At 40.9% G+C, this 25979-nt stretch carries 25 protein-coding genes and 2 pseudogenes; 9 read left to right on the forward strand and 18 right to left on the reverse strand.

From position 1 onward, the window contains the following. Positions 1-19 precede the first annotated feature (19 nt). The 3 genes and pseudogenes from yddG to PSM_RS06630 all read right to left on the reverse strand — a co-directional run bounded on the left by yddG (position 20) and on the right by PSM_RS06630 (position 3516). A complete protein-coding gene (yddG, locus tag PSM_RS06620; protein ID WP_013464777.1) occupies positions 20-922 on the reverse strand; it encodes an aromatic amino acid DMT transporter YddG in 903 nt (300 codons plus the stop codon). A gap of 181 nt (positions 923-1103) precedes the next feature. Next, positions 1104-2950: pseudogene (locus PSM_RS06625) on the reverse strand (ABC transporter ATP-binding protein). 110 nt (positions 2951-3060) lie between these two features. Further along, on the reverse strand, positions 3061-3516 hold the full coding sequence (locus PSM_RS06630) for a phosphate-starvation-inducible PsiE family protein (RefSeq protein ID WP_013464778.1): 456 nt from the start codon (positions 3514-3516) through the stop codon (positions 3061-3063). 280 nt (positions 3517-3796) lie between these two features. Between PSM_RS06630 and PSM_RS06635 the strand changes: the two genes are divergently transcribed. Then, on the forward strand, positions 3797-5191 hold the full coding sequence (locus tag PSM_RS06635; protein ID WP_013464779.1) for a M28 family peptidase: 1395 nt from the start codon (positions 3797-3799) through the stop codon (positions 5189-5191). A gap of 119 nt (positions 5192-5310) precedes the next feature. Further along, positions 5311-5757, forward strand: coding sequence for a DUF4826 family protein (locus PSM_RS06640; protein WP_008110031.1), 447 nt, complete (start codon positions 5311-5313; stop codon positions 5755-5757). A 98-nt stretch (positions 5758-5855) separates the two neighbouring features. Here PSM_RS06640 and PSM_RS06645 read toward each other — a convergent pair whose 3' ends face one another. The 4 genes from PSM_RS06645 to PSM_RS06660 are packed head-to-tail and all read right to left on the reverse strand — an operon-like array spanning position 5856 to position 8766. Next, positions 5856-6323 carry a glycine zipper 2TM domain-containing protein gene (locus PSM_RS06645; RefSeq protein WP_013464780.1) on the reverse strand — a complete coding sequence of 156 codons (468 nt, stop codon included), beginning with the start codon at positions 6321-6323 and terminating at the stop codon, positions 5856-5858. A gap of 16 nt (positions 6324-6339) precedes the next feature. Further along, positions 6340-6957 (reverse strand): penicillin-binding protein activator LpoB, encoded by a 618-nt coding sequence (gene lpoB, locus PSM_RS06650; protein WP_051894383.1) that lies wholly within the window; start codon positions 6955-6957, stop codon positions 6340-6342. Positions 6958-6967: 10 nt separating this feature from the next. Continuing rightward, on the reverse strand, positions 6968-7393 hold the full coding sequence (locus tag PSM_RS06655) for a YcfL family protein (protein ID WP_013464782.1): 426 nt from the start codon (positions 7391-7393) through the stop codon (positions 6968-6970). An 8-nt stretch (positions 7394-7401) separates the two neighbouring features. Next, positions 7402-8766: a COG3014 family protein gene (locus PSM_RS06660; RefSeq protein WP_013464783.1), complete on the reverse strand. Its 1365-nt coding sequence runs from the start codon at positions 8764-8766 to the stop codon at positions 7402-7404. A gap of 216 nt (positions 8767-8982) precedes the next feature. Between PSM_RS06660 and PSM_RS06665 the strand changes: the two genes are divergently transcribed. After that, positions 8983-9858 (forward strand): DMT family transporter, encoded by an 876-nt coding sequence (locus tag PSM_RS06665; protein WP_013464784.1) that lies wholly within the window; start codon positions 8983-8985, stop codon positions 9856-9858. Here the strand turns inward: PSM_RS06665 and PSM_RS06670 are convergent. The 7 genes and pseudogenes from PSM_RS06670 to PSM_RS06700 all read right to left on the reverse strand — a co-directional run bounded on the left by PSM_RS06670 (position 9845) and on the right by PSM_RS06700 (position 16496). Then, positions 9845-10540 carry a M15 family metallopeptidase gene (locus tag PSM_RS06670; protein ID WP_013464785.1) on the reverse strand — a complete coding sequence of 232 codons (696 nt, stop codon included), beginning with the start codon at positions 10538-10540 and terminating at the stop codon, positions 9845-9847. The two genes, PSM_RS06665 and PSM_RS06670, sit on opposite strands and share 14 nt — an antisense overlap. After that, entirely contained in the window at positions 10540-11670 is a 1131-nt protein-coding gene (dapE, locus tag PSM_RS06675; protein WP_013464786.1) for a succinyl-diaminopimelate desuccinylase, read from the reverse strand. Before dapE ends, PSM_RS06670 begins: the two co-directional genes overlap by 1 nt. Then, positions 11670-12014 carry an ArsC family reductase gene (locus PSM_RS06680; protein WP_013464787.1) on the reverse strand — a complete coding sequence of 115 codons (345 nt, stop codon included), beginning with the start codon at positions 12012-12014 and terminating at the stop codon, positions 11670-11672. Before PSM_RS06680 ends, dapE begins: the two co-directional genes overlap by 1 nt. Before the next feature lie 4 nt (positions 12015-12018). Then, entirely contained in the window at positions 12019-12516 is a 498-nt protein-coding gene (locus PSM_RS06685; RefSeq protein ID WP_013464788.1) for a PTS glucose transporter subunit IIA, read from the reverse strand. Between the two features lie 3 nt (positions 12517-12519). Then, positions 12520-12905 (reverse strand): annotated as a pseudogene (locus PSM_RS06690) (ACT domain-containing protein). 221 nt (positions 12906-13126) lie between these two features. Beyond that, a complete protein-coding gene (pta, locus tag PSM_RS06695) occupies positions 13127-15280 on the reverse strand; it encodes a phosphate acetyltransferase (protein WP_013464790.1) in 2154 nt (717 codons plus the stop codon). 1 nt (position 15281) lies between these two features. Next, complete coding sequence (locus PSM_RS06700; protein ID WP_013464791.1) at positions 15282-16496, reverse strand: acetate kinase; 1215 nt, start codon at positions 16494-16496, stop codon at positions 15282-15284. 253 nt (positions 16497-16749) lie between these two features. Between PSM_RS06700 and yfbV the strand changes: the two genes are divergently transcribed. Then, positions 16750-17196 carry a terminus macrodomain insulation protein YfbV gene (yfbV, locus tag PSM_RS06705; protein ID WP_013464792.1) on the forward strand — a complete coding sequence of 149 codons (447 nt, stop codon included), beginning with the start codon at positions 16750-16752 and terminating at the stop codon, positions 17194-17196. On the opposite strand, the gene rlmA is transcribed toward yfbV, so the two are convergent. Genes rlmA through xthA form a run of 3 tightly spaced genes read right to left on the reverse strand, consistent with a single transcriptional unit; the run spans position 17180 to position 19439 of the window. Beyond that, the gene (gene rlmA / locus PSM_RS06710) at positions 17180-17983 is read right to left on the reverse strand and encodes a 23S rRNA (guanine(745)-N(1))-methyltransferase (RefSeq protein WP_013464793.1); all 804 of its coding nucleotides are present in this window, start codon (positions 17981-17983) and stop codon (positions 17180-17182) included. The two genes, yfbV and rlmA, sit on opposite strands and share 17 nt — an antisense overlap. Then, positions 17980-18627, reverse strand: coding sequence for an energy-coupling factor ABC transporter permease (locus tag PSM_RS06715; RefSeq protein ID WP_013464794.1), 648 nt, complete (start codon positions 18625-18627; stop codon positions 17980-17982). Before PSM_RS06715 ends, rlmA begins: the two co-directional genes overlap by 4 nt. A 5-nt stretch (positions 18628-18632) precedes the next feature. Further along, positions 18633-19439 (reverse strand): exodeoxyribonuclease III, encoded by an 807-nt coding sequence (xthA, locus tag PSM_RS06720; RefSeq protein ID WP_013464795.1) that lies wholly within the window; start codon positions 19437-19439, stop codon positions 18633-18635. Positions 19440-19679: 240 nt separating this feature from the next. Here xthA and PSM_RS06725 point away from each other — a divergent pair, with 240 nt between their 5' ends. The 4 genes from PSM_RS06725 to rluB all read left to right on the forward strand — a co-directional run bounded on the left by PSM_RS06725 (position 19680) and on the right by rluB (position 22441). Next, positions 19680-20111 (forward strand): hypothetical protein, encoded by a 432-nt coding sequence (locus PSM_RS06725; protein WP_013464796.1) that lies wholly within the window; start codon positions 19680-19682, stop codon positions 20109-20111. A 200-nt stretch (positions 20112-20311) separates the two neighbouring features. Then, on the forward strand, positions 20312-20833 hold the full coding sequence (locus PSM_RS06730; protein WP_013464797.1) for an EF-hand domain-containing protein: 522 nt from the start codon (positions 20312-20314) through the stop codon (positions 20831-20833). 151 nt (positions 20834-20984) lie between these two features. After that, the gene (gene scpB / locus PSM_RS06735) at positions 20985-21575 is read left to right on the forward strand and encodes an SMC-Scp complex subunit ScpB (protein WP_013464798.1); all 591 of its coding nucleotides are present in this window, start codon (positions 20985-20987) and stop codon (positions 21573-21575) included. Then, complete coding sequence (gene rluB, locus PSM_RS06740) at positions 21572-22441, forward strand: 23S rRNA pseudouridine(2605) synthase RluB (RefSeq protein WP_008110001.1); 870 nt, start codon at positions 21572-21574, stop codon at positions 22439-22441. Before scpB ends, rluB begins: the two co-directional genes overlap by 4 nt. A gap of 61 nt (positions 22442-22502) precedes the next feature. Here rluB and PSM_RS06745 read toward each other — a convergent pair whose 3' ends face one another. Further along, positions 22503-23249, reverse strand: a complete 747-nt coding sequence (locus PSM_RS06745; protein WP_013464799.1) for a YciK family oxidoreductase — start codon at positions 23247-23249, stop codon at positions 22503-22505. Between the two features lie 207 nt (positions 23250-23456). On the opposite strand from PSM_RS06745, the gene PSM_RS06750 reads away from it, so the two are divergent. Further along, positions 23457-25892 (forward strand): VolA/Pla-1 family phospholipase, encoded by a 2436-nt coding sequence (locus PSM_RS06750; protein WP_013464800.1) that lies wholly within the window; start codon positions 23457-23459, stop codon positions 25890-25892. The last annotated feature ends 87 nt before the right edge of the window (positions 25893-25979 follow it).

Below are 25979 nucleotides of genomic sequence, written 5' to 3' on the forward strand. Positions count from 1 at the left end.
AGCTTTTCGCTTACTTATTTTATTGGGCTGGCTTTGTTTTTCGGGTCACAATAAAACACATTAATGAGCCTAATGTAACTAATACTACGCCTTGCCAAAATGCGTTGGTGAGCGATAGTGATAAGTAAATAGAGGCAAATAGCGTAGACAATACAGGGATAAAGTAAGACAAGGTGCCTAAAAACACTAGGTCACCGCCAATGATTGCTTGGTTCCATAGTGCGTAACCTCCACCAATAACCACCCCTGCCAGCAATAAAGTAAAACTAGAATATACGTTAAACTCAAAGCTGGGTTCATTACTCAGTCCGTAACTTATCCATAAAGAAATTGCCGTGGCTGCAAAAAACACATTAATGGCATTTTTACCCTCGCTAAGTTTAACCGTTACACTGCAATACACAGCCCAAATAAACGCTGCTGCAAACGCCATAGAGTAGGGTAATGGGTTGTCGCTAATATTAGCGGTTAATACAGCCATAGATAAACCACTGTTGCCAGCAATACACCATGCAACGCCTAAAAACGCAATCAGTATGCACGGGTAGACTAATACGCTTACTTTAGTGCGGTTAATAATAATCGAAAATAAAATGGTTAACGCTGGCCAAAGGTAGTTAATAATTGCCATTTCTAACGCTTGCTGGCGACTATTTGCAAAGCCGAGGGATAACGCTAAACACATTTCGTAAATAACAAATAAGCTGCCACCAAAGACTAAATAGCGTTTTGGATAATTGCTTAGCCTTGGTACACCCATGACTAGTATTAAAAAAATCGCACTGATGCTGTAAATTAAAGCAGCACCGCCAATTGGGCTGAATAATTCTGATAAATCACGAATAAAGGCAGTTAAACTGCTCCAGAGCAAAATTGCGAGCACCCCAAACAGGGTGTATTTGTGTTTACTTAATAAAGACATAATAAAATTCAAAGCGTGATGATAAAACACGGGGAATGTGGCATTTTATGATTTAAAGAACAAGCATATGTATCAAAATGCCGACTAAATGCTTATAAATTATATTTAAGATCAATAGCTAAGGACAGAATGTAGCATTAAGCAGGGCAAGCTTAATATTCAGCTTGCCCTGTTAACCTAATTACTCAACGCCAATAAAACCACCGGTTTGATGCGCCCAAAGAGCAGCGTAAATGCCGCCTTGGGCAATTAATTCATCGTGACTGCCTTGCTCTACAACGCCGCCTTCATCAAGCACGATGAGTCTGTCCATTTGTGCAATGGTTGATAATCGATGGGCAATGGCGATTACTGTTTTTCCTGTCATTAAATCATCTAAGCTTGCTTGAATTGCCGCTTCGACTTCTGAGTCTAATGCGCTGGTGGCTTCATCAAGTATGAGGATTGGTGCGTTTTTAAGTAGTACGCGTGCAATGGCAATACGTTGGCGTTGACCGCCTGACAGAGTGACCCCTCGTTCGCCTACTTGCGCATCAAAACCTTTATTGCCTTTGCTATCTTCAAGGTCGTTTATAAAATCAAGGGCTTTTGCTTGCTTAGTCGCATCGAGCATTTCGGCTTCTGTGGCATCAGGCCTGCCGTATAAAATGTTATCTTTTACTGAGCGATGTAGTAGGGATGTATCTTGGGTAACCATAGCAATATAGCGGCGCAGGCTTTCTTGGCTTACATCCGTAATATTTTGGCCATCAATACTAATGCTGCCTTTGTCGGTGTCGTAAAAGCGCAGCAACAAGTTAACTAATGTGGATTTACCCGCGCCAGAGCGACCCACTAAGCCGATTTTTTCACCGGGTTTAATGTTTAAGTTTAATCCGTTTATTACGGGGCCACGGTTATTTTCATTCGCGGCTTTACCGTAGTTAAAATGTACATTATTAAAGTCGATTGCCCCTTGGGTGACCTGTAACGTTTCGGCTTCTGGTTTGTCAGCAACCGCAATAGGATTAGAAAGGGTGCGCATGCCATCAGCCACGGTGCCAATGTTTTCAAACAAGCTGCTAATTTCCCACATGATCCATTGGGCCATACCATTAAGCCTTAACGATAAACTCAATGCCACGGCAATCGCTCCTGCACTAATGGCGCTTAACGACCATAAATACAAAGACACTGCTGCTACCGAAAACACTAACAAATAGTTTAAGCTTTGAATAACCACGTTTAAGCTGGTGACCAAGCGCATTTGTTTATAAACAGGCTGTAAAAATCATCCATACTTTGTTTGGCGTATTGTTCTTCGCGTTGGGTGTAAGAAAACAGCTTAATGGTTGAAATATTTGTGTAGCTGTCGACGATACGGCCGGTCATTTCTGAGCGAGCATCAGCTTGTGAACTGGCAATACTTTTTAATCGGGGTACAAAGTAAATTTGCACGCAAATATACAATGCTAACCACACTAATAATGGCAACATTAAACGCCAGTCTGAGGCGGCCACTAAAAACACCATTGAGCCAAAATAAACAGCAATGTACATAAGTACATCAAGTAACTTAGTGACTGACTCACGTACTGCTAATGAGGTTTGTAATACTTTTGTAGCGATACGCCCAGCAAATTCGTTTTGATAAAAGCTGACACTTTGACGCAGTAAATAACGGTGTGCCAACCAACGAATCGACATAGGGTAATTGCCCAATAGCGATTGATGTAAAATAGCTGATCTAAAAAACACCACTACAGGCATGACGACTAAAAGCATTAACCCCATTTTTATTAGCGCGGATTGTTGCTGCGAAAACAGCTCTTCAGGTGTGTATTCGCCAAGCCAGTCAACCAGTTGGCCCATATAACTAAATAAAGACACCTCTAAAATAGCGAGTAATGCGGCACTGAGCGACATAAGCACTAACGACAGTTCCATGCCTTTAGTGTAGTGACGACAAAATGCAAAAAGGGTTTTAGGAGGCTGAGATGGAGAACGCTCTGGGAACGGTTTAGTCATCCGTTCAAATAGTCGATACATATTAACTGCTTAATTAAATATTTATAAAGATGTCCCACTATACCATTGTAAAACACAAAGGCGCAGTGGGAATGAGGTGTGCGTCGGTTAACTCAAGTTGAGTTAACCGTTTATAGCTTAGTGTGGCCGGTTTTATTTTTTACCAGCCAATACGATATACCCAGTGCTAAGGTAACTAACGCAAGGCCAACAATTTGCTCTGAGGTCACTAATTTTAAATCGAGGACAATAATTTTACGCGCCACAGCCATCAATGCGGTAGCAATAACCAGTTCAACAGGCAGCGAGCTTGAGCCCAAATATAACCGGATATTAGTAAATATTTCTACCGCAATTAGCACCACCATAAAGGCACCAAAGGTTTGCAGAATGTCTTCAATATTTAATAAAAAATAAGGCGGAGAACTTAACCGCATGTATAAAACATACACTACATCAGCAATACTCCAAAAAATAACCAGCACCATGAGCACTGCCAGTATTTTAATTGCAAAGCGAATAGCATGATGTAAATACTGCATCAGGGGATCAACATGATCCTCTGGTAATTCTTCGTGTTTCTTCATGTTATTTCAGCACCTTATTGATTAAATTAGCCTTTATAAAATGATAGCTGATTAATTATGTTTAGCACTATATACGGTCAAAACAGTATAAGTGATTATTTTTATTAAAATAGTGTGCTTGAACAAGGGACTTGTTTGGTGTGGGTTAAATTCTAAGTAAAATTCAAGGTGTTAATAATATGTAATTAAGCGTGTGATTTTTAGTGTCTATCTCAAAAGGTTTGCGGTTATTGGTTTCTGCTGTCATGTTGGTGGCATTCATTATGAGGATAACAATGCTATGTCTAATTTAGGTTTAAAGTTAGTTAATCGACTTATAAAGTATGGTGTGTTGGCATCATTAAGTTCTGTAACGCTTACAAGCTTTGCTGGCGAGTCTACACAACAAGCATCATTGCATAAAATTGCACAAGAAATTTCGGCGCAGCGTATTGAGAGTGATATTCAAACGCTGGTGGGTTTTGGTACGCGACATACGCTATCAGAGACTAAGTCTGATACACGTGGTATTGGCGCGGCAAGGCGTTGGATTAAAAAAGAATTTGAAGCGATTTCGGCACAATGTGGTGGCTGCTTAGAAATAATAGAAGTAAAACAAACCATTTCGGGAGAAAAGCGTATTCCTAACCCTGTTGAAGTGGTTAACATAATTGCGATTCAGCGCGGCATTACTGAGCCTAATCGTATGGTGATGATGTCGGGTGATATAGACTCGCGCGTTAGTGATGTAATGGATTTTACCAGCGATGCGCCAGGTGCAAACGATAACGCTTCAGGGGTTGCCGGTGTTATTGAGACAGCGCGTGTTTTATCGAAATATACATTTAATGGCTCGGTTGTTTACGCGGCGCTCTCAGGTGAAGAGCAAGGTTTATTTGGCGGTAAAATTTTAACCGCTTATGCGCAAAAAAATAATTGGCAGGTTCATGGTGTTTTAAATAACGACATGATTGGTAATATTACCGGTATTAATGGCGTAACCGATAACACCACTGCACGTATTTTTTCTGAAGGGACGCGAGTGGTTGAAACCAAAGAGCAAGCACGTACTCGTCGTTTTACAGGTGGCGAAGTTGACTCAGCGAGTCGTAATTTAGCGCGTTATATAGACACCATTGCCGATAAATACATTGAAAATTTAGACACTATGCTGGTGTACAGACTCGACCGATTTGCTCGAGGAGGGCATCATCGCCCATTTAATGATGCGGGCTTTGCGGCTGTACGTATAATGGAAACTAACGAGCATTACGACCGTCAACATCAAGACCTACGCACCGAAAATGGCATAGTGTACGGTGATACCATTGATGGGGTTGATTTTGATTACGCCGCAAAACTCACGTCATTGAATGCGGTGAGCCTAGCGTCAATGGCATGGGCACCAGCGCCACCGAAAGAAGTGAAAATTAGTGGTGCCGTACGCGCCAGTACCACACTTTCTTGGCAACCATCGGATGATAAAAATATTGCCGGTTACAAAATTTACTGGCGCTATACGAGTGAGCCACAATGGCAATACAGCCAATGGGTTGATAATGTTAGCGAGTTTACGCTTAAAAATGTGGTTATTGATAACTACTATTTTGGCGTTGCTAGCGTGAATAAACAGGGTGTTGAATCGCCAGTGGTGTTCCCCGGTGATGTGGGGTCGTTTGATCACAACATAAAATAATCGGTTTGCTTAAAAACCCAGCAAACAGCTGCGAATAAGGTGTTAAGCACGCTATTTATGCTTGCGCCTTATTTGTTATGCCCTTAAAGTGTAAACAAAGAAGTAAAAAGGTTATTAAAATGCAGCAACAAGAACAAAAACCATTAACACCAGAGCAGCAAGCTGAACTTCAGCAACAAGAAATTCAATGGCAGCGCGAATGTTTTCAAAATGCGCAAAAACATTTAGCTGAAAAAGGCATTATGCCCAAAACATTGCTTGAAAAAGAAAGCCGTTTTTTAGCGCCTTTATGCGCGCTATGGAAATTTAAAGCGCAAAACGGTAAAAGCTACTGGGTGATCACCGGTCGTTTACCAACCGATCACGCTGAAGCATCTGCAGCAAAAGATGCACGCGATGCTATGCGTTATTTTTCACTGCAGTGGCAGTTAAAGGCCGATCAAATTATTACCGCGGGTGCGCGAGATAAAACCCAAGCTGATTTTGCAAATTTACTGATTAACCGTGCACATGGTTTATATGAAATGCATGAAAACGAGCAGCTGTGGGCAAAAGAACCCGCTTAATAAATAAAAGTGAATACATTTAAAAAAACCTAACTTAGTGACCTAAGTTAGGTTTTTTGTTGGAACTTTCAGAATTAAGCTCGAAACATAAATAGACTCTAATAAGCGCTATCTACGCGCACTGTGTTGTTGGTTAAATAAATAAGGCGTACATTATCACCTTGGTGAAAACGCATAGCGGGATCGTTGTCTTGTACCACCATAAATTGTTCACCATTTTCTACTTGTATAAGTAGTTCAACTAATTGGAGGTTTTCATAGCGTTGTGTCTGTTGCTGATTATGCGCAACATTACCACCAATCACTGATCCTAAAATAGTTGCAACCGTGCGACCACTGCCGCCGCCAAACTGGTTACCAATAACACCGCCTAGTAAGGCACCGCCAAAGGTTTTCCAGCCGTTGCTTTTATCGTGAACCAATTGTTGCTCTGAAATGTTGCGCACCGACTTCACTTTACCAAATAGTACTTGCTGCACAGGAACGGCTTTATTGCGTTCATACTTGGCAAAAGTGGGGGCACTAAATATTAATAAAGTGCATAAAAATAAGCTAAGCGTTTTCATGGTTCGCTCCTGTTAGTTACCAACCAAAGGTAGATTTTTCACGGGTTTTACGAATTTCAGTTTCGTCAGCCCATTCAACAAGGCCACTTTGCATATCCATTAAGCGCATTGTAAATTTGTAGTACACATCGGCTTTGTCAGCATTGGATTTAACAATGCTCGATAGGTTACCGTACAGCATATATTGCGCACCAATTTGTTTACCAAAGGCCACCGCAGTGCTTGGATTGATCAGTGCATCTTCATTTTGAAATGTAAGTTGTTCACGAACCGCTTCTACACGAGTCATATCAACAAATCTAAATTTTCCACTGCGAAGTAATTGAGTCGAAATTGAGTCGGTAATTGACTCAGTGTCTATGTGTTCACTGGTTTTGTTTTTAATACGCTCAACAAATACCACAGGGCGGGTATTGGCAGTCATAGTACCAACCACTGGCGAACTGAGCAGTGAGTCGGTCATTTGCGAGGCTACTTTTTGTAGGTCGGTAGAGCCAAAGTTTATATCTGTGGTTTCTACGGCTTGTGCATCACCATAACTAACGACTGCTTTATTGGCACAGCCGGTTAGTGTGAGTGCGGCTAAGCCTAAAATTGCATAGCCAGAGAGTGATTTAAATTGTTTATTGATCATCATGGTTTCCTTAATCTTTAAATTCTTGTGCTTCAGTAGACACTTCTCTTACAGCTAAAGAGAAAGTAACGGCATTAGGGCTAGGCGCGAGCCCTGCAAGCTGAGTTTTAGCAAAGCCAAATAATGTGAGGGCTTGCCACGGCGAGTGGTTGCCTTTAATTAAAAAGCCATCTTTATCAAACCAGTTAAATTGATACTGTAAATATTGTGACTTTTTATAGGTACTTGCCAAGGTGACTACCACGTCGGTTAGGTTATTTGTTTGACGAGTTTTTACATCACTAATTAATAGCTTTTTTGCTAACTGTGGATTGTTAACATTGAGCTGCTCTTTGTAGGCGTTGGTAGTTTGTTCAACTCCAATGCCTGAGGTTACAGGTCGGCTGCTACATGCGCTAAGCATAAACAACGCAATAATGGGGAGTATGTATTTCATGATGGCTCCTAAAGTTGCACTACATGGGAGTTAAAATAGTTATTAACAGAGGTTAGGTAGATTAACGTTAACCTTTGCTTACTAACGGTAAAATTTATTGGCGGTTGTGAGCCAACATTTAAGGTATGTTCTCCTGCAGCCACTGCACTGCGGGCAAGGCTAATTTGATTGGGTAAGGTAAGCCAGCTGCGGGTATCGGCTTGCTCAGATGCAAGATTATATAAATTTGCTAAAATATTCCCCACATCACCGCCACTGCGGGCAAGCTCAGCGCGCAGCTTTTCTTTCGCCACTAAGCGCAATATTTGCCTCGATACACGCCCAGCAACTTGCTGCTCTAACGTTTTAGCGGCCAGTGCCTCTAAGTGCACTAGCGGGCTTAGTGATATTACGTGGTCATTAATTTTGACGTTGTTAACGGTGCTTTCATAGGCATTATTTATATAAATGGGCATGGCGAGACTATAAAAGCGGGCGTCTCCCTGCGAAGTATAAATGGGTAGTCGCAATTTAAATTCGTGTTGTTTTGGTATCAGGCCTTGTTCGAATAATATAACCACTTCGCCTTGGTTTTTTTCTAAGGTGTTAACTTCACCAAACTGGCGTTTAAATTGGTTATAGTCATCAGCAAAACCTTGCTGCTTAGCAAGACGCAGTACATCGTGTTGTAAATACGGATTGTTAGGTTGTATTTCGAGTGCTTTTTTATAGTCTATGTAGGCATCATCACCTTGCTTTGCCGTTTCATATAGCAACCCTGATAAGTAAAACGTGTACGCATTTTGAAAGCCATTTTTGACCGAGCGAATTAAGTTATCCATATCGGGATAGTGTTGCTGTGCTTGGGCAACCGCATTATCAAATTCGCTTTGATTATTTAATAGTTCATCAACTTGTACTTTATTAGCACGGCGTATTTCAACTAAGGCGCTTTCAATATCATGTTTATAAACATAATTGAGTGCTTTGTAGCTATGCAACATACTCATTTCGTAGGCGGGCGGTGTATAACCAATAGCTGAGTCGTTGGTTAACAGCGCATTACTTTGCTCAAGCCCAGCACTTACTTGTATTTTTGCAGCTTGGCGCTTAGATTGCATTTGTTGATAGACAGTTTCAAAATGAACTTGTGCGTTATCGGGGTTGTTGGCTAAATCCGCGATACGGCCTTGTTCTAATTGGCTCAGTAAATAATTACTGTGTGTTTTGCTGTTTTTGCTTATTAAGGAGCGTGCACTCTCAATATTATTATTCGTAATGGCTTGTCTGATAGGGGTGGTATTAGTGGCGTAATCATTAAAGAGATCGTCAAAGCCAATGGTGCTGCAACCACTTACGATAAAGCAAAGACTAAAAATTAAAATGTGACGCACGCGCACTCCTTCTTATTTATTCTGTAAGGTTAACATACTGCCAATAAATACAAGTGTGAAAGATTGTAAAAAAGCGTAGTGTATAAACATAGAACAAAAACCCTTAATAAAAACTTTATCATTTAAAAAATAACCATGGTAACGTTTACAACATTGGACGTTAATTTAATCGGTATATAAGTACGGTACATATTTATCAATACGTTAGGAATTAATTTGAAAGCAACACTGTTTACTATTATCGCGTTAGTTGCCTTTGCTGCAAATTCGTTATTATGTCGGTTAGCGTTGGCGCAAGGCTACATTGATGCGTGGAATTTTACCGTTATTAGGTTACTGAGCGGGGCAGTGTGTTTGACCATTATTATGCTGCTCTATACTAGGCAGTTAAATAAAAAAGCGCAGTTAAGTAATCCTATTATTAACGATACTGGCAGTTGGCGAAGCAGTGCTAGCTTATTGATATATGCGCTGTGTTTTTCTGTTGCTTATATCGAGCTTGATACCGGCATGGGGGCGCTTATTTTATTCTCGGCGGTGCAATTTACAATGATTGGCTGGGGCATATATAAACAAGAGCGTTTAAGTGCTGTGCAATGGCTTGCATTTATAGTGGCGTTTGCGGCATTTGTTTACTTAATGGTGCCCTCACAGACAGCACCACCGTTGATGGCTGCATTATTAATGAGTATAAGTGGCATTGCGTGGGGAATTTACAGTATTCGTGGCAAGGCGTGTGTGTCGCCGCTAAGAGCCACTGCCTTTAATTTTATTCGTAGTTTATTAGTGCTACCTATTTTAATTGTGGTGGGAATGAGCCAGCTTAAAAATATACGTATCGAAGGGGCGTTACTTGCAATAGCCTCAGGTGCCATCGCATCTGGCGTAGGGTACAGTATTTGGTATGTGGCTATGCCACTATTAAAGAGCACGCATGCAGCCATAGTGCAGTTATGCGTACCCGTTTTGGCGGCTATTGCAGGGGCAGTGTTTTTATCAGAGACATTAACTGTACAATTTATGCTCCCCAGCAGTATCATTTTACTAGCGGTATTAGTTTTTACTTTAAATAAAAAGACTAAAACTGCTTAGCTGGTGGACTTACATTGATCACAAAGCGTTCATACAACGCAGGTAAGTGGGTTAAAATAGCGTCTTTACCTAATAAATCACTGTGTTTAATGCAGTCGTGCAACACTTCTGGCGTAAGGTGACCAATAAGCTGCGCTGATTGCGCTATGTGGCTAATATGCCAAAGCTCAGGAGCTACCCCGCCCAAGTCGTACTGGTAAGGTCGATAAAATCCAAATTCTGCTAGATGAGTGTCTAGCCATTGGCTTAGTTTAGCAAAAGGCCCACCTTGCTGATATTCATTAGGGCTCAATTGCAAAACATAATCGTCACTCACTGCGCTTTTATCGTAAATATCTAAATCAGTCCCTAAATGATGGCGACTCGCCCCCGGTAGCGCAGAATAAAGCATAATGGCAATGCATTTATCAATATCACTGAGCGAATTAATATCAACGTGTTGCTGCGCTTTGTTTAATACCGGCCGCTTAGCGGAAAATTTAGCGTTCCAAATAGCTGATTGACGGTTAAAATCCCGAAAACTTGATGCAATACATAAATCAAAGCCTGCTGATGAAGCCGCTGTTTGCAGTGCAATAAAGTCATTTACAATATCGGCATGCAAAAAGTGATTTTGTATGGCAACTAAATGTGCATCACTTTGGCCAGTGATGCATTGTATGAGTTCTTTATTTGCAGTCATTAAGTTAACAGGTGCTCTAATATTTGTTCGTAAATATCGGCCAGCGCGATTAGGTCGTCGGTGCTAACACACTCGTCCACTTTATGAATAGTGGCATTACGTGGCCCTAATTCAATAACTTTAGCACCCGTTTGTGCGATAAAACGACCATCTGAGGTGCCACCTGTTGTTTCTAAGTTAGTGGTTAACCCCGTTACCGATTTAATGGCGGCTACGGTGGCATCAACCAATGGGCCGTGATCGGTTAAAAACGGCAAGCCATTCACAATCCAATTGAGTTCATAATTTAAATTGTGTTTTTGTAAAATGGCATTTACTTTTTGTTGTAGTTGTTGATGAGTAACTTCGGTACTAAATCTAAAATTAAATTGTACCTCTAGCTCCCCAGGGATCACATTGCCTGCGCCCGTACCGCCATTAATATTAGAGATTTGAAAGCTGGTGGCTGGAAAAAAGTCATTACCCATATCCCACACAGTTTGGCTTAACTCGGTTAAAGCTGGCGTGGCTAAATGAATTGGGTTTTGTGCTAAATGTGGATAGGCCACATGACCTTGCACGCCTTTTATAGTTAAAAACCCCGTGAGTGAACCACGGCGGCCATTTTTAACCACATCACCGAGTACATCGCGAGAAGAGGGTTCACCTACAAGGCACATGTCTATTTTTTCACCGCGCTCCTCTAAAGTATCTATCACGCGCGTGGTGCCGTTAATAAACGGGCCTTCTTCATCTGAGGTAATTAAAAACGAAATGGAACCTTTGTGATCTGGATGCTTAGTCACAAAGCGTTCGGTTGCCACAATCATCGCCGCTAATGAGCCTTTCATGTCGGCAGCGCCACGGCCATGTAATAAGCCGTCTTCAATTAGGCCTGCAAAAGGTGGGTGCTGCCAGTTTTTTTCAGGCCCAGTGGGCACCACATCAGTATGACCGGCAAAACAAAAATGCGGTGATTGCGTGCCTTTTCGTGCCCATGTGTTTAGGGTATCGGTAAAAAATAGCGATTCAATATCAAAGCCAATGGCGCTTAGGCGTTCATTCATCATATGTTGGCACCCGGCATCTTCAGGTGTAACCGACTCTCGCTGAATTAAGGCTTGGGCTAGGGTAATTACTGGATGGGTCATTATTTAAAAATCTCATCGTATTGTGCTGCTTTAAAGCCTAAGTGATATTGCCCGTTATTAACAAGAACAGGACGTTTGATCATCGCCGGTTGTTCAACGAGTAGATCTATAGCGGTTTGTTTAGTTAAGCTTTGTTTTTGCTCATCAGTGAGCGCTCTGTACGTTGTGCCACGTTTATTAACCAATTGTTCCCAATCAATATGTTCTGCAAAGTCGCTTACCATGTCGTTATTAACGCCGTCTTTGCGATAGTCGTGGAAAGTGAATGCAATGTCGTTATCGCTTAAGTATTTTTTTGCTTTTTTAATTGTATCGCAGTTGCTAATGCCATAGAGAGTGATCATAAATCTACTTCTTTTTAATAATAGTTAATAAGGTATCTACACCGGCATTAACTTGCGGGTGAGAATAATGAAAAGTGCCTAAATTATGGCCATTGAGAATTATAAGGCTGGCTAAAATAGGCGAGTCGAGCTCACGTAAATCAAAATAGGCAAGGCGTTGGCCTTTGGTTATTTTGCTGCCGTTAAGCTGAGCAATATGAGTATGCGTAAGAGTTTGTGAATCGGGCACCGCTAGATTTATTAATACTTTTAAGCCGTTGTTGGCTTTTAAAATAAATTCACAACCGGCACTTTTTACTTGCAGTAAGGTGCCATTAAAGGGCGCTAATACTTTATGACTCGATAAGCTAACAACAATACCTGGGCCGAGTGTGCCAAAACGAAAAAAGGGTTGTGGATGCTCTTCCATTGGCATCACTTTACCACTGAACGGACTCGTGATTTGTATCGCGTTTCGGCCAATTTTATTTTTAGTTAAATAGCTAACGTCTTCAGATTTCATTATTTATTCAGTTACCACGTTGTAGCCATCGGCTTTAAGGGCTGTAATTGCTTTGGTGACCGTTTGTTTTTTACTAAAATATAGTCGGTATCGTAGGTCGATATCGAAAAAATGGACACGCCAGCTCTGGCTAATACGCCTGACAGATTTGCCATAATGCCAGTTAACGAAAATCCTAAAGGGCCTATCACTTCCAGTGCTTGCCAATTAGATTCAGTATCTTGGCTATCAATAATAAAGTCGACAGGGCAAACAACTGACAGTTCATCATGCGTTTTTGAGATAAAAAATAACGGTTGTTTTAACAGCGCAGGCGGTATGTCAGCATCAAGGGCTAAACTATGAATAGATAACACGGTGCTGTGTAATTGTAATGTTTGTTTTGACATTAAACGTATCGCCAGCAGCAAAATAATAGCTTTATAGTATAGAGTATTGAAGCTAAATTAAAGGCTCAAGTTTAGGCAGTGCTATATTTTTATTAGCTAAAAAATAATTGTCCACAATTTCTGTGGATAAGCTTGGGGGTTGTGAGGTATAAATAGCCTAACCAGTTAATTACTAAATAAAAAATGGCTAGGCTATAAAAAGGGCATGTTAATTACAGGCCTTAATTAAGCGCTTCTACTTGCGCCGCCTGAATGGCTGTTAAAGCAATGGTATACACAATATCGTCAACTAATGCGCCACGGCTTAAGTCGTTAACAGGTTTGCGCATCCCTTGTAACATAGGACCAATACTGATCAAATCGGCACTTCGTTGCACTGCTTTGTAGGTGGTATTACCCGTATTTAAATCAGGGAAAATAAACACGGTTGCTTTACCGGCAACCGGGCTATCTGGCGCTTTTTTAATAGCTACACTTTCCATAATGGCCGCATCGTATTGCAATGGCCCATCGATAATGAGATCTGGGCGCTTTTGTTGGGCAATTTTTGTTGCTTCGCGGACTTTTTCTACATCAGCGCCACTGCCCGAATTACCCGTGCTGTAACTTATCATTGCTACACGAGGTTCTATGCCAAATGCGGCAGCAGAATCGGCAGATTGAATTGCAATATCGGCTAGTTGTTCAGCATTAGGATCAGGATTAATAGCACAGTCACCATAAACAAGCACTTGATCAGGCAATAACATAAAAAATACCGACGAGACTAATGATGAACCCGGTGCGGTTTTAATCAGCTGTAAAGGCGGGCGAATGGTATTGGCCGTGGTATTGACTGCCCCTGAAACCAGCCCATCTACTTTTCCTTGCTCTAGCATCATGGTGCCCAGTACCACGTTATCTTGCAGTTGTTCCTTTGCAATAACGTCAGTTAAGCCTTTGTTTTTACGAATTTCGACCATAGGTGCCACGTAGTCGTTAATAATACTAGTTGGCTCTATTACAGTCACATGCTCGTTCAGTTCAATCCCTTGTTGCTCCGCGATTCGAAATATTTCATCGCGATCGCCAAGTAAAATTGTTTTAGCAATGCCGCGCTGGCCACAAATAGCAGCGGCTTTAATGGTACGAGGCTCGTTACCCTCAGGCAGTACAATCGTTTTATCCGCTTTACGTGCTTTATCGGTTAATAAATACCTAAAGGCCGGGGGGGATAATTTGCGGGTTTTTCCCACACTTTTTGCTAATGTGTCCAGCCAATCAGAATCGATATGTGCAGCGTTGTGGTCTTTTACTTTTTCTATGCGTTGTTCATCGTCGCTAGGCACTTCTAGGTTAAAGTTATGCAGCAATAAAGAAGTGCGCCAGGTATCGCCCTCGGTTGCCAAAATTGGCAGACCAGTTTGCATAGCTTGTTCGCATAGCGCCATAATGCGCGGCTCAGGCTCAAAACCACCGGTAAGTAAAATTGCACCTAGTTTTGTGCCATTCATGGCCGATAAGCAAGCGGCAACGAGTATATCTGAGCGATCGCCTGGGGTTACCAATAACGCACCTGGCGTAAAATAATTTAAAATATTGGATACCGTGCGGGCACAAAATGTAATTCGTCTGAGTCGGCGGTGCACCATATCGCCTTCGTTGATAATAGTGGCTTTTAAATAGGCACTTAAATCTTTAACACGTGGGGCAACCAGTTCAAAATCCCACGGAATAGCGCCGAGTAACATAAACGGGTTTTTTCTAAAAATAGGTAAAGAAGCTAAGCGGTTTAATTCGTTATCAAGCGCTTCTGGCTTATAGGTATCGACTAAATCGGCGCGAGCTCGACCTTCCTCATCAAGGGGGGCGTTCACTTTATTAAAAATACAGCCAAGCACGCGAGGGTGGTCAATGCCACCATAGTTGCCAGCGGCTATTTCTAGTCGGTCTTCAATTTGAGTAATGTTGTAATTGCCAGGGGTAAGTACAAAAACGATATCCGCCCCTAAAGTTTGTGCGATTTCGCGATTTACTCTCCCCGCATATGGTTGGCGACGGGTAGGCACCATGCCTTCAATAATAGCCACTTCATCATCGTTAATTTTACTTTGAAAACGCTCTACAATTTCTTCTAGCAGGTCATCGCCTTTGCCATCGCCAATCATTTGCTCGGCGTAATCCAGCGCAAATGACGTAGGTGGATCAATAGGTGAGCCTTGGGTAACAATTTGTGTTGACTTTTCTGGGCCTGTTTCACCCGCGCGTGGTTGGGCTATAGGTTTAAAAAAATTAACTTTAACAGTTTTCTGTTCCAGCGCCCTTACCAAACCCACCGATACTGAGGTTAAACCAACCCCAGTAGAAACGGGGATCAACATAATACGACGAGCCATATTATAACTCCTTGGTGATGTTTGCGGCATCAAGTGCGATCACCCATTCTTCGTTAGTGGGCATAACAACCGCTTTGCTACGTGAATCAGCTGTACTAATTAACCCAGCTTGGCCAAAACGTGCATCAAGGTTTGCTTGTGGGTCTAAATTAATACCTAAAAAGGCCAATTGTTTAAGTACTTTATCACGGATAATATCGGAATTTTCGCCAATACCGCCGGTAAAAATAACTGCGTCTAGCTGTTGCAGCGGAACCATGTAAGCGGCTATTTGTTTTGCGAGGCGGTAACAAAACATATTAAGTGCCAGCATAGCTTGCTGGTTGCCTGCAATAGCTGCTTCTTCTATGGTGCGACAATCGTTAGACAACTCGCTTATGCCTAATAAACCACTTTTTTGATTGAGTAAGTCATCAATTTGCTGAGCAGTGTAATCGAGTTGCGTGGTTAAAAAGTTAAATAGGCCCGGATCAATGTCACCACAGCGCGTACCCATAACAAGCCCTTCAAGCGGGGTTAACCCCATGCTGGTATCAACACTTTTGCCATTTTTAATCGCACACACTGAACAGCCGTTGCCTAAGTGAGCGCTAATAAAGTTACTGTTTTCAATGGGAAGTGCTAATAACTTCGCAGTTTGTCCTGCGACATAAAAATGGCTGGTGCCATGAAAACCATAGCGCCTAACACCAAAGTCTTTATAAAGCTGATAAGGAAGGGCATAAAGATAAGCGACTTCATCCATTGTTTGATGAAATGCCGTATCGAACACGGCTACTTGCGGTAAGTTTTTAAATGATGCTTGCGCTGATGAAATACCCAGCAAGTTAGCGTGGCCATGCAAAGGTGCTAGCGTGGCTGCTTGCGTGATACCTGCAATAACGCGTTCGTCAATTAATACTGATTGGGTAAAATGCTCACCGCCATGCACAACACGATGACCAACAGCAACTAGTTGCTCATCAAGATTGTGATCTTTTATTAAATCAACCAGCGTATCAATGGCATGCGCGTGTGCCTGATTAGCAGCAAGTTTAATGGTGGTCTTTTCTCCCTTAAATTTATATTTTATTGAGGGAGCATCTGCACCTAGGCGCTCAGCTAAACCTGAAATAATGTCTTTTCCTGTGTTTGCATCAATAATTGCAAACTTTAAACTTGAGCTTCCACAATTAAGTACCAAAACATGGTTTGGTTTTTTTGGGAGAGTTGGCATAGATTCATTTTCCATTTAAATATTAATCAGTACACTTGGTTGATATATAAGCATTGTAGGCTTAAATGGGTATAGACTAAAGTGTAGTTGACTTTATTAAAAGGGCTTTGTGGAATTCTTTTAATAATTTATGCTTTTTGTGAGTTTTACTAATGAAATTAAGCATTTTTACCGATAAAGTGAGAGTTGTGTTACACTTTTATAAGCAAGATGCTTTTACAAGTGTTAAATTCCGTGATTGTGAGGATTTATAATGCAAAAAAGTGTGATATCACAAGTTCAATTAGGGCGCGCTTATGCTAAAACATGGCCTATGCGTAAAGAGGTCGCGCCATTATTTGCCGAGTTTAAAGTGATCAGAGCAACCGAGCTTGCGATTACAGTAATGCCTATTTTAGCCATGCTAACTTTGTTTTTTCAGCTTAATTATTTAGGCCCTGATTTTTTACCTCAAGCTATTGCCAGTAGTCTATTTTTTATCTCCTTGCCGTTACAAGGGCTTTTATGGCTAGGTAAACGTGCGCAAACAGAATTAGAACCCGCTATGCTGCAATGGTACAACGAGTTGTTTGCAAAAATGATCGCCAACGGTTACGACGCACAAATGGGGAAAAACAAGCCCCGCTATTTGGAGCTTGCTGAATTGTTAAAAGACATGTTTGATAAAATGGATAAAAACTTTACTAAAGAGCAGTTTTAACAAACTGGCTAATATAAAATGACAAGGTAACCTTATGATGCTGTTTTTGTTCAAGTGCCTGCCAATGCTCGGGTCTGAACTTCCATGCAAAGGGTGTCATCATTATTAAATTTCTTACGTCGCTAAATGTGAGTGACACTTGCTCTGTAATGAGCTGTTGCGATGATTGTTTAAAGCCTGTTGGCGTAGCAACTTCAGTATGTTCATTTACCGTATTATAGATATATTTTTTCAACTCTTTGAGGTGCATAGGCCCAGGGCTTGCCACCACTAAACAGCCATCCTCTTTAACAAGGCGAGAAAGTTCATCGTCAAACAAAGGGGCAAACACGCTAATTAACACATCAGCAAGGTGATCATTAAAGGGCGCGTGGCTTATTGATGCCACGCTAAATTGACATTGTTTGTATCGTTTTGCTGCGTATTTTACCGCCGACTTAGATATATCAACACCATACACAGTAGCTTGCGTGTTATTTGCTATAGCATGGGTGTAAAATCCCTCGCCACACCCTAAATCAATCACTATATTTGCATTGAGCGGTTTGACTAAATTAGCTAAGGCTGTCTGTAAAAATGCATAATGGCCTTGCTCTAAAAAAGAACGCCTTGCTTGTACCATTTCTAAAGAGTCACCGGGCTGTTTAGAGTTTTTATTTTGCACGGGGAGTAAGTTTACATAGCCTTCTTTGGCAAAATCAAAGCTGTGATTATTATCACAACGTAATGTTTTTTCATTAAGTGCCAATGGAAGTTTGCAAATAGGGCAATGGTAATGAAGACTCATGAGCCTAAATAGTCCTTATCAAAAAAAGTTTTTACCCAGTGCGGGCGATAGGTGATCATAACAGTTATTGCCATACCGTTTAGCATTGCTTCAGGAAACGCTAAAATAGGACTGAGATAAATGTAGTTTTCTGTTAGCTGATGCCAATTATATTCGCCAATTGCGTAATAAAAAACACCCCCGAGTATAATGTTAACGCAAGCAACGACACCAGCCGTTAAAAAGCTACAAACAAATATATAGATAAAAAAGTGCCGCGCTAAGTAGTGGTAACAAAGCATAAATACAAAGTAGCTTAATAATACTGGAATAAACGCACTTATTAGTAATTTTACCGCAATCAGCTCGAATGCTATTTGTCCAAAAGCAGTTAGCAGGGCTGTTGCTAATACACAACTTAAAATAGCCAGACGCCAGCCTAAAATCAGCGTAACAGCAGTAATGCCCAATATATGAAGATCAAGCCCAGGTAAAATACCGGCTTTTATACGCCATAGTAAAGCGAGCACCAGCGCGCAGGCAAACACGCCAGTTTGCCTAGCTGGCGTATTAAATAAATTGGCGTATGTTGATTTATTAACACTTAAAAAGCCAATAACAATAACACCAATCCACAGTAATGCCTGTAATTGCACACTTAGCATAATCGTTAATTAAACTCAGACCAAATAGGCGCATGATCTGAAGGCTTGTCGATAGCACGTAATTCGTAATCTATACCGGTGTCGATACAGCGAGCTGCTAAGTCATGCGTTGCCAGAACCACATCAATCCTTAGGCCACGATTATCAACAAAACCCTTAGAGCGGTAGTCAAACCATGAGTATTGATCGTTAGTTTCTGGGTTTTGCTCCCTAAAGGTGTCTTTAAAGCCCCAGTTTAATAACGTTGCTAGCCATTCACGCTCAACGGGTTGAAATGAACATTTTCCGGTTTTTAACCAGCGTTTTGCGTTTACCTCACCAATACCAATATCTAAATCGGTTGGAGAGATATTAATATCGCCCATTACAATTACATCTTGATCAGGCGTGTAATGACTATTTAGGTGAGTCATTAAGTCTTGATAAAATTGACGTTTATAAGGGAATTTAGTTTCGTGGTTGATATTATCGCCTTGCGGGAAGTAGCCATTCATGACATGCAGGTCACGGCCATTTTCTTGCTCTACGGTAACGCTGATCATTCGCTTTTGCGACTCATCTGTGTCGGTGGAAAAGCCTTTTAATACCGACTTAGGCTCTTTTTTGCATAACATTGCCACACCGTAATGCGCTTTTTGTCCATGAAAATAAACGTGATAACCCATTTTTTGTACATCGTCTAGCGGAAATGCTTCATCGTGCACTTTTATCTCTTGAAGACCAATAATATCTGGCTGGTGTTTATCAATAATAGCTTGTAACTGATGTAGGCGAGCACGCAGGCCATTGATATTAAAAGAAATCACTTTCATAAAGTTTACCTTCAAATTTATTTTCATTGTTAGCTAAATTGTATCAGTATTTGGAGCGACATAACATGACTGAAACGAGAAAATAGCTGCACAAATGTTGATCAATTTTTGCTTAATGTTTAAACATTGTAAATGCAATATTAAATAATAAAATAAATAAAATATTCAATTGATATGTTAAAAGTTGTCTATATAATGCGCAAAAATCGTTTGTTTAACTCGTTCAAATAGGACTACCTGATGAAAACTCAATTACTTTTAGCCGCCTCTCTTTTTGTTTCTGTAACTGCTACTGCGCAAAGCAATACGTATTACAGCCAAGACAACAAATTAGAGTCTAACTTATGTGTAGTAAGCGCCAATGAGGGGTTTTCGGCTGCTCGTAAAATGGCAGCAAAGCACGGTGTATATTTATCGCGTTATTCAAAAAGTATCCTATGTAACGGTCAAGACATCCGTGACATTGCAAAAAAAGAAGCAGCAACGCAATCAGTTGTGTCTAAAGTAGAAGTATTTGCAAAAGATTCACACCAAGAAACACAGTTATGTATGACTGCATTAAAGCAAGGCTTACAACCAGTACGTAAGCAAATTGGTAACTTAAATTCATTAAAGTGTAATGGCCAAAGCGTTACTGATTTTGTTAAGCGTTACCAAAACGCTGCAATCTAAATTACCGTATTAGATATAAATAGCTCGGTTCTTACCGAGCTTTTTTTTTGCAAAAATTACCAGAGTAGCTTGCAAAAATTGCATTATTAAATATCGTTATAGAAGTTGTTCTTGGTTAATTGTTTGATTTTAATAGTTTATTTTTTGGCATCGTATTTGTATTACTAGATTTGAAATTTATTAATACAAGGATACGTCTGATGAAAAAATTAACGATAGCTTCTACTGTTTTAGCCGCATTGAGTTTAGCCGCTTGTTCTTCAAATCAAGGTTTAGAAAAAATCGACAGTGATTTTGCAAGCTTAGATAACGACAGCGATGGCTTTATTTCTAAAACAGAAGCCGACGATGATAGTATTTGGCAGCACTTTTCAAATATAGATACAAATATGGATAATCAAATAAGCCGTAATGAATATGATGCTTATATGCAGCTAAATGCTGGGAAAGTTGCTACAGATAGTGAAGTGAGTGAGTCTGCATTTAAGGCTGATATTGCGAAGTTTGATAAAATAGAAAATGACTTTAAAAGCTTAGATAATGATAGCAACGGTTTTATTTCAGTTTCTGAAGCTGACGATGATGATATTTCAAATCATTTTGGTTACATGGACAGCAATAAAGATAAACGAGTAAGTAAAAAAGAGTTTAATAGCTATATCCAAAAGCATGGTGATTCTGTTGCAGAGGACGATGCACTTGAGCAATTTAAAAATAGCTAAATTACATTATTAAATACATTTGATACCAAGCCAGTGTTTTTCACTGGCTTTTTTATACCTATAAAATGTTATTTTATTAATATGTTTTCCTAGTTTGCCGTTGTTCTGTCATAATAGATGGCTGTGTGTTTTTATTAACTTTAGAGTGATTATGGTTGGTCGGCGAATTAGTGATGAACAATTAATTGAAATCATTGAAGCGGCGATTTTTGTGGCAGGCAAGCCCGTATCAAAACGTCATCTTAAGGACACGGTTTTAAACGACTTAGCAATTTCTATGGCGCGCATTAATGATGCTGTAGAGGCCATTCAAGTTCACTATCAGACGCGTGGAATACGTTTGGTTGAGGTAGGCAGTGGCTATCGTTTTCAAGCGTGCAGTAGTTTAAGCCCATGGTTGAGTAATTTATGGCAAGAACGTGCCCCTAAATACTCGAGAGCTTTACTCGAAACCCTGTCGTTAATTGCATACAAGCAACCCATTACCCGTGGTGAAATTGAGCAAGTGCGGGGTGTAGCAACTGGCTCAAATATTATTAAAACTCTGCTTGAAAGAGAGTGGATTAAAGTAGTTGGGCATAAAGAAGTACCCGGTAAACCGGCACTTTATGCAACGACTAAACAATTTTTAGATTATTTTTCGATAACGGGACTTCATGATTTACCCGCATTGCCAGAGCAACAGCAAAGTAAAATTACCCAGTTATTAAGTGATCCTTCTGTGAGAGAACCATCCGAATGAGTATACAAGGTGAAAAGTTACAAAAAGTCCTAGCCCGTGCAGGCGTAGGCTCACGCCGTGAAATGGAAAAATACATTGATGCAAATCGTGTGAGTGTAAACGGTAAAGTAGCTAAGTTAGGCGACAGGGTTGAAGAAACCGATTTAATTCGTGTTGACGGCCATACCGTTAAAATAGAAGAAAAAGCAGACAGAATTTGTCGTGTAATTATGTATAACAAACCAGAGGGTGAGTTAAGTACGCGTAAAGACCCTGAAGGCCGTAGAACCGTTTTTGACCGCTTACCTCGTATTGATGGCGATCGCTGGATAGCAGTAGGCCGATTAGACGTGAATACCTCAGGCCTAATGCTGTTTACCAATGACGGTGAATTGGCAAACCGCTTAATGCACCCAAGCTATGAAGTTGAACGCGAATATTCAGCACGTGTATTTGGTGAAGTCACTGACGAAACAATGAAAAACTTACTGCGTGGCGTAGAACTTGAAGATGGCCCCGCAAAGTTCACTGGTATCAAGCCTATGGGCGGTGAAGGTATTAATCGTTGGTATAATGTAACGCTTAACGAAGGTCGTAACCGTGAAGTGCGTCGTTTATGGCAATCACAAGATGTGGAAGTATCACGTCTTATTCGTATTCGTTACGGTAAATTAGAGCTTGATAAGCGCGTACCGCAAGGTGGCTGGATTGAGTATGATTTAGATACAGTTAACTATTTACGTAAAACAGTAAAGCTTGGCAAAGAAACACAAACTAAGCTGTCTGTTATTCCTGAAAAGCGTAAAGACAAGCGCGCTAAAATAAACCAAATTCGCAAGGCGGTTAAAAAGCACAATCAACGTGTAAAACCGACTAAACGTAAGTAATTAAAGCATAAAACAACAAAGCCGCTTTTTATAGCGGCTTTTTTACGTTTAAAACTAAATATTACTTTTTAGCTTGTGCGTCTAACGATTGGCCATTGATATTTTTTGAGTCATCACTCATTAAATACAGGTAAGTTGGCATTAAATCTTCAGGTGTTGCTAGTAAATCACGATCTTCACCTGGAAATGCACTTGCACGCATTGATGTACGTGTTGCGCCTGGATTGATGCAGTTAACACGGATTGGCGTTTTTTCAACTTCACACGCCCATGTTTGCATCATACCCTCTACCGCAAACTTAGAAATAGCGTAAGGTCCCCAAAATTCTCTTCCTTTACGACCTACACCCGATGAGGTAAATACCACTGAAGCACTTTTTGACTTACGCATTACAGGGAACAACGCTTTGGTGATCATCGCTTGTGCAGTTACGTTTACTTTCATTACATTTTCGAATGTTGATGAACAAAAGTGCTCCAACGGCCCTAAAGTACCTAAAATACCAGCGTTATTTAATAGTCCATCAAGGCAGCCAAATTGACTTTCGATAGTTGCAGCAAGGTCGCGGTAGTTTTGTTTAGTTGCACCTTTTAAGTCCATAGGCACAATCGCTGGCTGTGGGTAGCCTGCATTGACGATTTCGTCATACACACATTCTAGTTTATTAGTTGTTTTTCCTAATAAAATAACGGTTGCACCATGTTTAGCATAAGTAATTGCTGCAACACGGCCGATACCATCACCTGCGCCTGTTATCAAAATTACTTTGTCTTTAAGTGCGTTTTCAGTTGCTTGATAGGTATGCATAAAAGTACCAATGTTTAAATTTTTTTTGATTTTAACATAGCAAATCGACAAGTAATCGAATTTATTACAAATTTAGGTGGCGAAACTAGAAAGTTTACGTTAAGTTTAACTGGTCTAATGTCTCATTAATATACTAGCTACATTATTTTAACTTAATTACACTGACTATAAACACACTATAAAAATAAGATTTGTGCGGAGAACACTATGAAAAAAATGCTACTCTCGCTCTCAGTTGCAGCTGCATTAGCAGGCTGTGGCGGCGGAGAAACGTTAGAAGATGTTAAAAACGATTCAGTTACAGTTATTCCAAAAGCTACGGTAAAATTTGACCCTGCAAATGGTGTAATTTCGGTTCCTAATGATTTATTGATGAGCGGTACGCGCGATGGCACATTAAACATTCCTGGTGAGCTAAATGACGAAAATGTTTCTATCCCTCGCGCTGCGTATGCGGATCCGCAACTTGCACTAGGGGCACTTGATGGCTGGTCTACGCAAGTTCCTTTTAAAATAGATTTAACGTTTCCACCGGGCATTAGCCTAGATGAAACGTCTGCAGCTTCACCAGGCTCAGTACGTATTTTTGAAGTGATCATGGGTGCAAGCCTAACAGATGCCGAATGCTCACAAGCACCAGCCGGTGCTGCATGTAAATTAGTGGGCGAATTAACCTTTGGTGTTGATTTTGTTACACAAGGCTCTGGAGACGGGGTTGCAATTATTCCACTTAAGCCATTTAAGGCTGGTAGCTCGTACATTAATGTATTAACGACTGGGCTTAAAGATTCAGAAGGTCGCTCAATTGAGCCATCATCAACGTATGCGACTGTTAAACAAGAAGCTCCGTTAGTAACACCATCACAGCTTGCGCTGCAAGGGGCTGTTAATAGCTACGAAAACGTAGTGGTGAGCTCGGGTGATATCACCAAAGACGATATTATTTTTTCAGCCGCGATGACGATGCAATCAGCAGGTCCTGTGCTTGGCACAATCAAAAAGATTTTAGCGGCAAGCTTAACAGAGCCAACAATTCCAACGCCTGCGTTGCAAATTCCAACACAGCCTATGGCTAATGTACAACAAGCGTTTGCAATACAAGGTGTAACGGTGCCTGACGTATTCCAAGTAGCACAGTACCAAAAGGGCAGTATTCAGTTACCTATGTATTTAGGTACGCCGAAGGGTAAAGAAATCAGTGATTTAAATGATACTTACTGGCAAGGTATGTGTGATAACGCAGTGGCTATCATGGGTTATAAAGCGCAAGCGGGTGAAGCGTTCCCAACTGATCCTATTAGCGTTAACGATGCAACATGTGCAGCGTTAAGTGATGGACAGCTTCGTGATTTAGGTTTAGATAGCACGCGTCATTTAACCAAGTATAACGTTATTCCTAAAATGCAAAGTATGGCGACTGTGCCAGTACAAATTACTAAGCCTATTTTACCGGTTGTTAATGCGTACCGAACAGGCTTAGGTTTAGAGCCTTTTGCTGCTATGCCAGAAAATGGCTGGCCAGTGGTTATTATGCAACACGGTATTACCACACAAAAAGAAAGCATGTTGACACTAACAGCACAGCTTTCACTTCAAGGCTTTGCAACGGTTGCAATTGACCATCCTCGTCATGGCGAGCGTGGAATAGATGTTGATGTTGATGGCACAGATGACTTTAACGCAACATCAGGCTCTGTACTTAGTTACATGAACCTAAGCTCGTTATTGGTCGCTAGAGACAGCTTACGCCAGTCAAGTGCTGACTTACTTGGTTTACGTTTAGGCTTAAACTTCAGTGGTGATAGTTCACTCAATTCTAGAGATGTATCTTATATTGGCCATTCACTGGGCTCAATTGTAGCGCCTGCATTTATTGCACAAGCGAATAGCCCATTGGCTGATCAAGTAGACCCACTATTTAAAGTTAATGCTGTTGCATTGGCAAGTGGCGGTGGCGGTATTGCTAGCTTCTTATTAGAGTCAGCCGCGTTTGGTCCATTTATTCAAGGCTCTGTACTTTCTCAAGCTGGAACTGCTGAAGCTGACGAGTTTAATGCATTCTTAAATGCTGGTGCGTTATCAAACTGTGGCGCCTTGTTACCAGACATGCAGGACTTCTTAAGCTGTGGCTTTAATGAATTTGCAGCATCGCTAACGATGGCGGGAGAAGCTGATAAACTGGCTAACATCAAGGGCGTGATGACGCAGTTTGTATTTGCAGCACAAACAGCATTAGATAGCGGCGATCCGACTAACTACGCAGCAACCGTTAAAGCACTAGAAACACCTGTGTATATGAATGTTGTTGTTGGTGATGGCACTGATAGTAACAAGCCAGACCAAGTTATTCCGCCGATGACTGCTAACAACCCAATTGCAGGTACACTGCCTCTAGCTAACTTCATGGGGTTAGAAACAGTGAGTACATCTCAAGCACCAACAGAGATGGGCTCTAGCTATTTAGTTAAATTTAACACAGGTCATCATGGCTCGGTATTAACACCGGCGCAAGATGAAAGACAGTCGTCTACAGCAGCGGGCAGCGCAGCAGCTAATGCAGAAATGCAATTGCAAATTGCAACTTATCTAGCATCGCGTGGACGTTTATTATCTGTATCAGATACTGATATTGTGACTAATTAATAATCAACCACCCAATTAAGTCTAAAAAGCCACTGTATAGTGGCTTTTTTTTATTTTAAAGCATGCTAAATTGGCTGAAATTTATAA

It is taken from the genome of Pseudoalteromonas sp. SM9913 (assembly GCF_000184065.1).
GTDB lineage: Bacteria > Pseudomonadota > Gammaproteobacteria > Enterobacterales > Alteromonadaceae > Pseudoalteromonas > Pseudoalteromonas tetraodonis.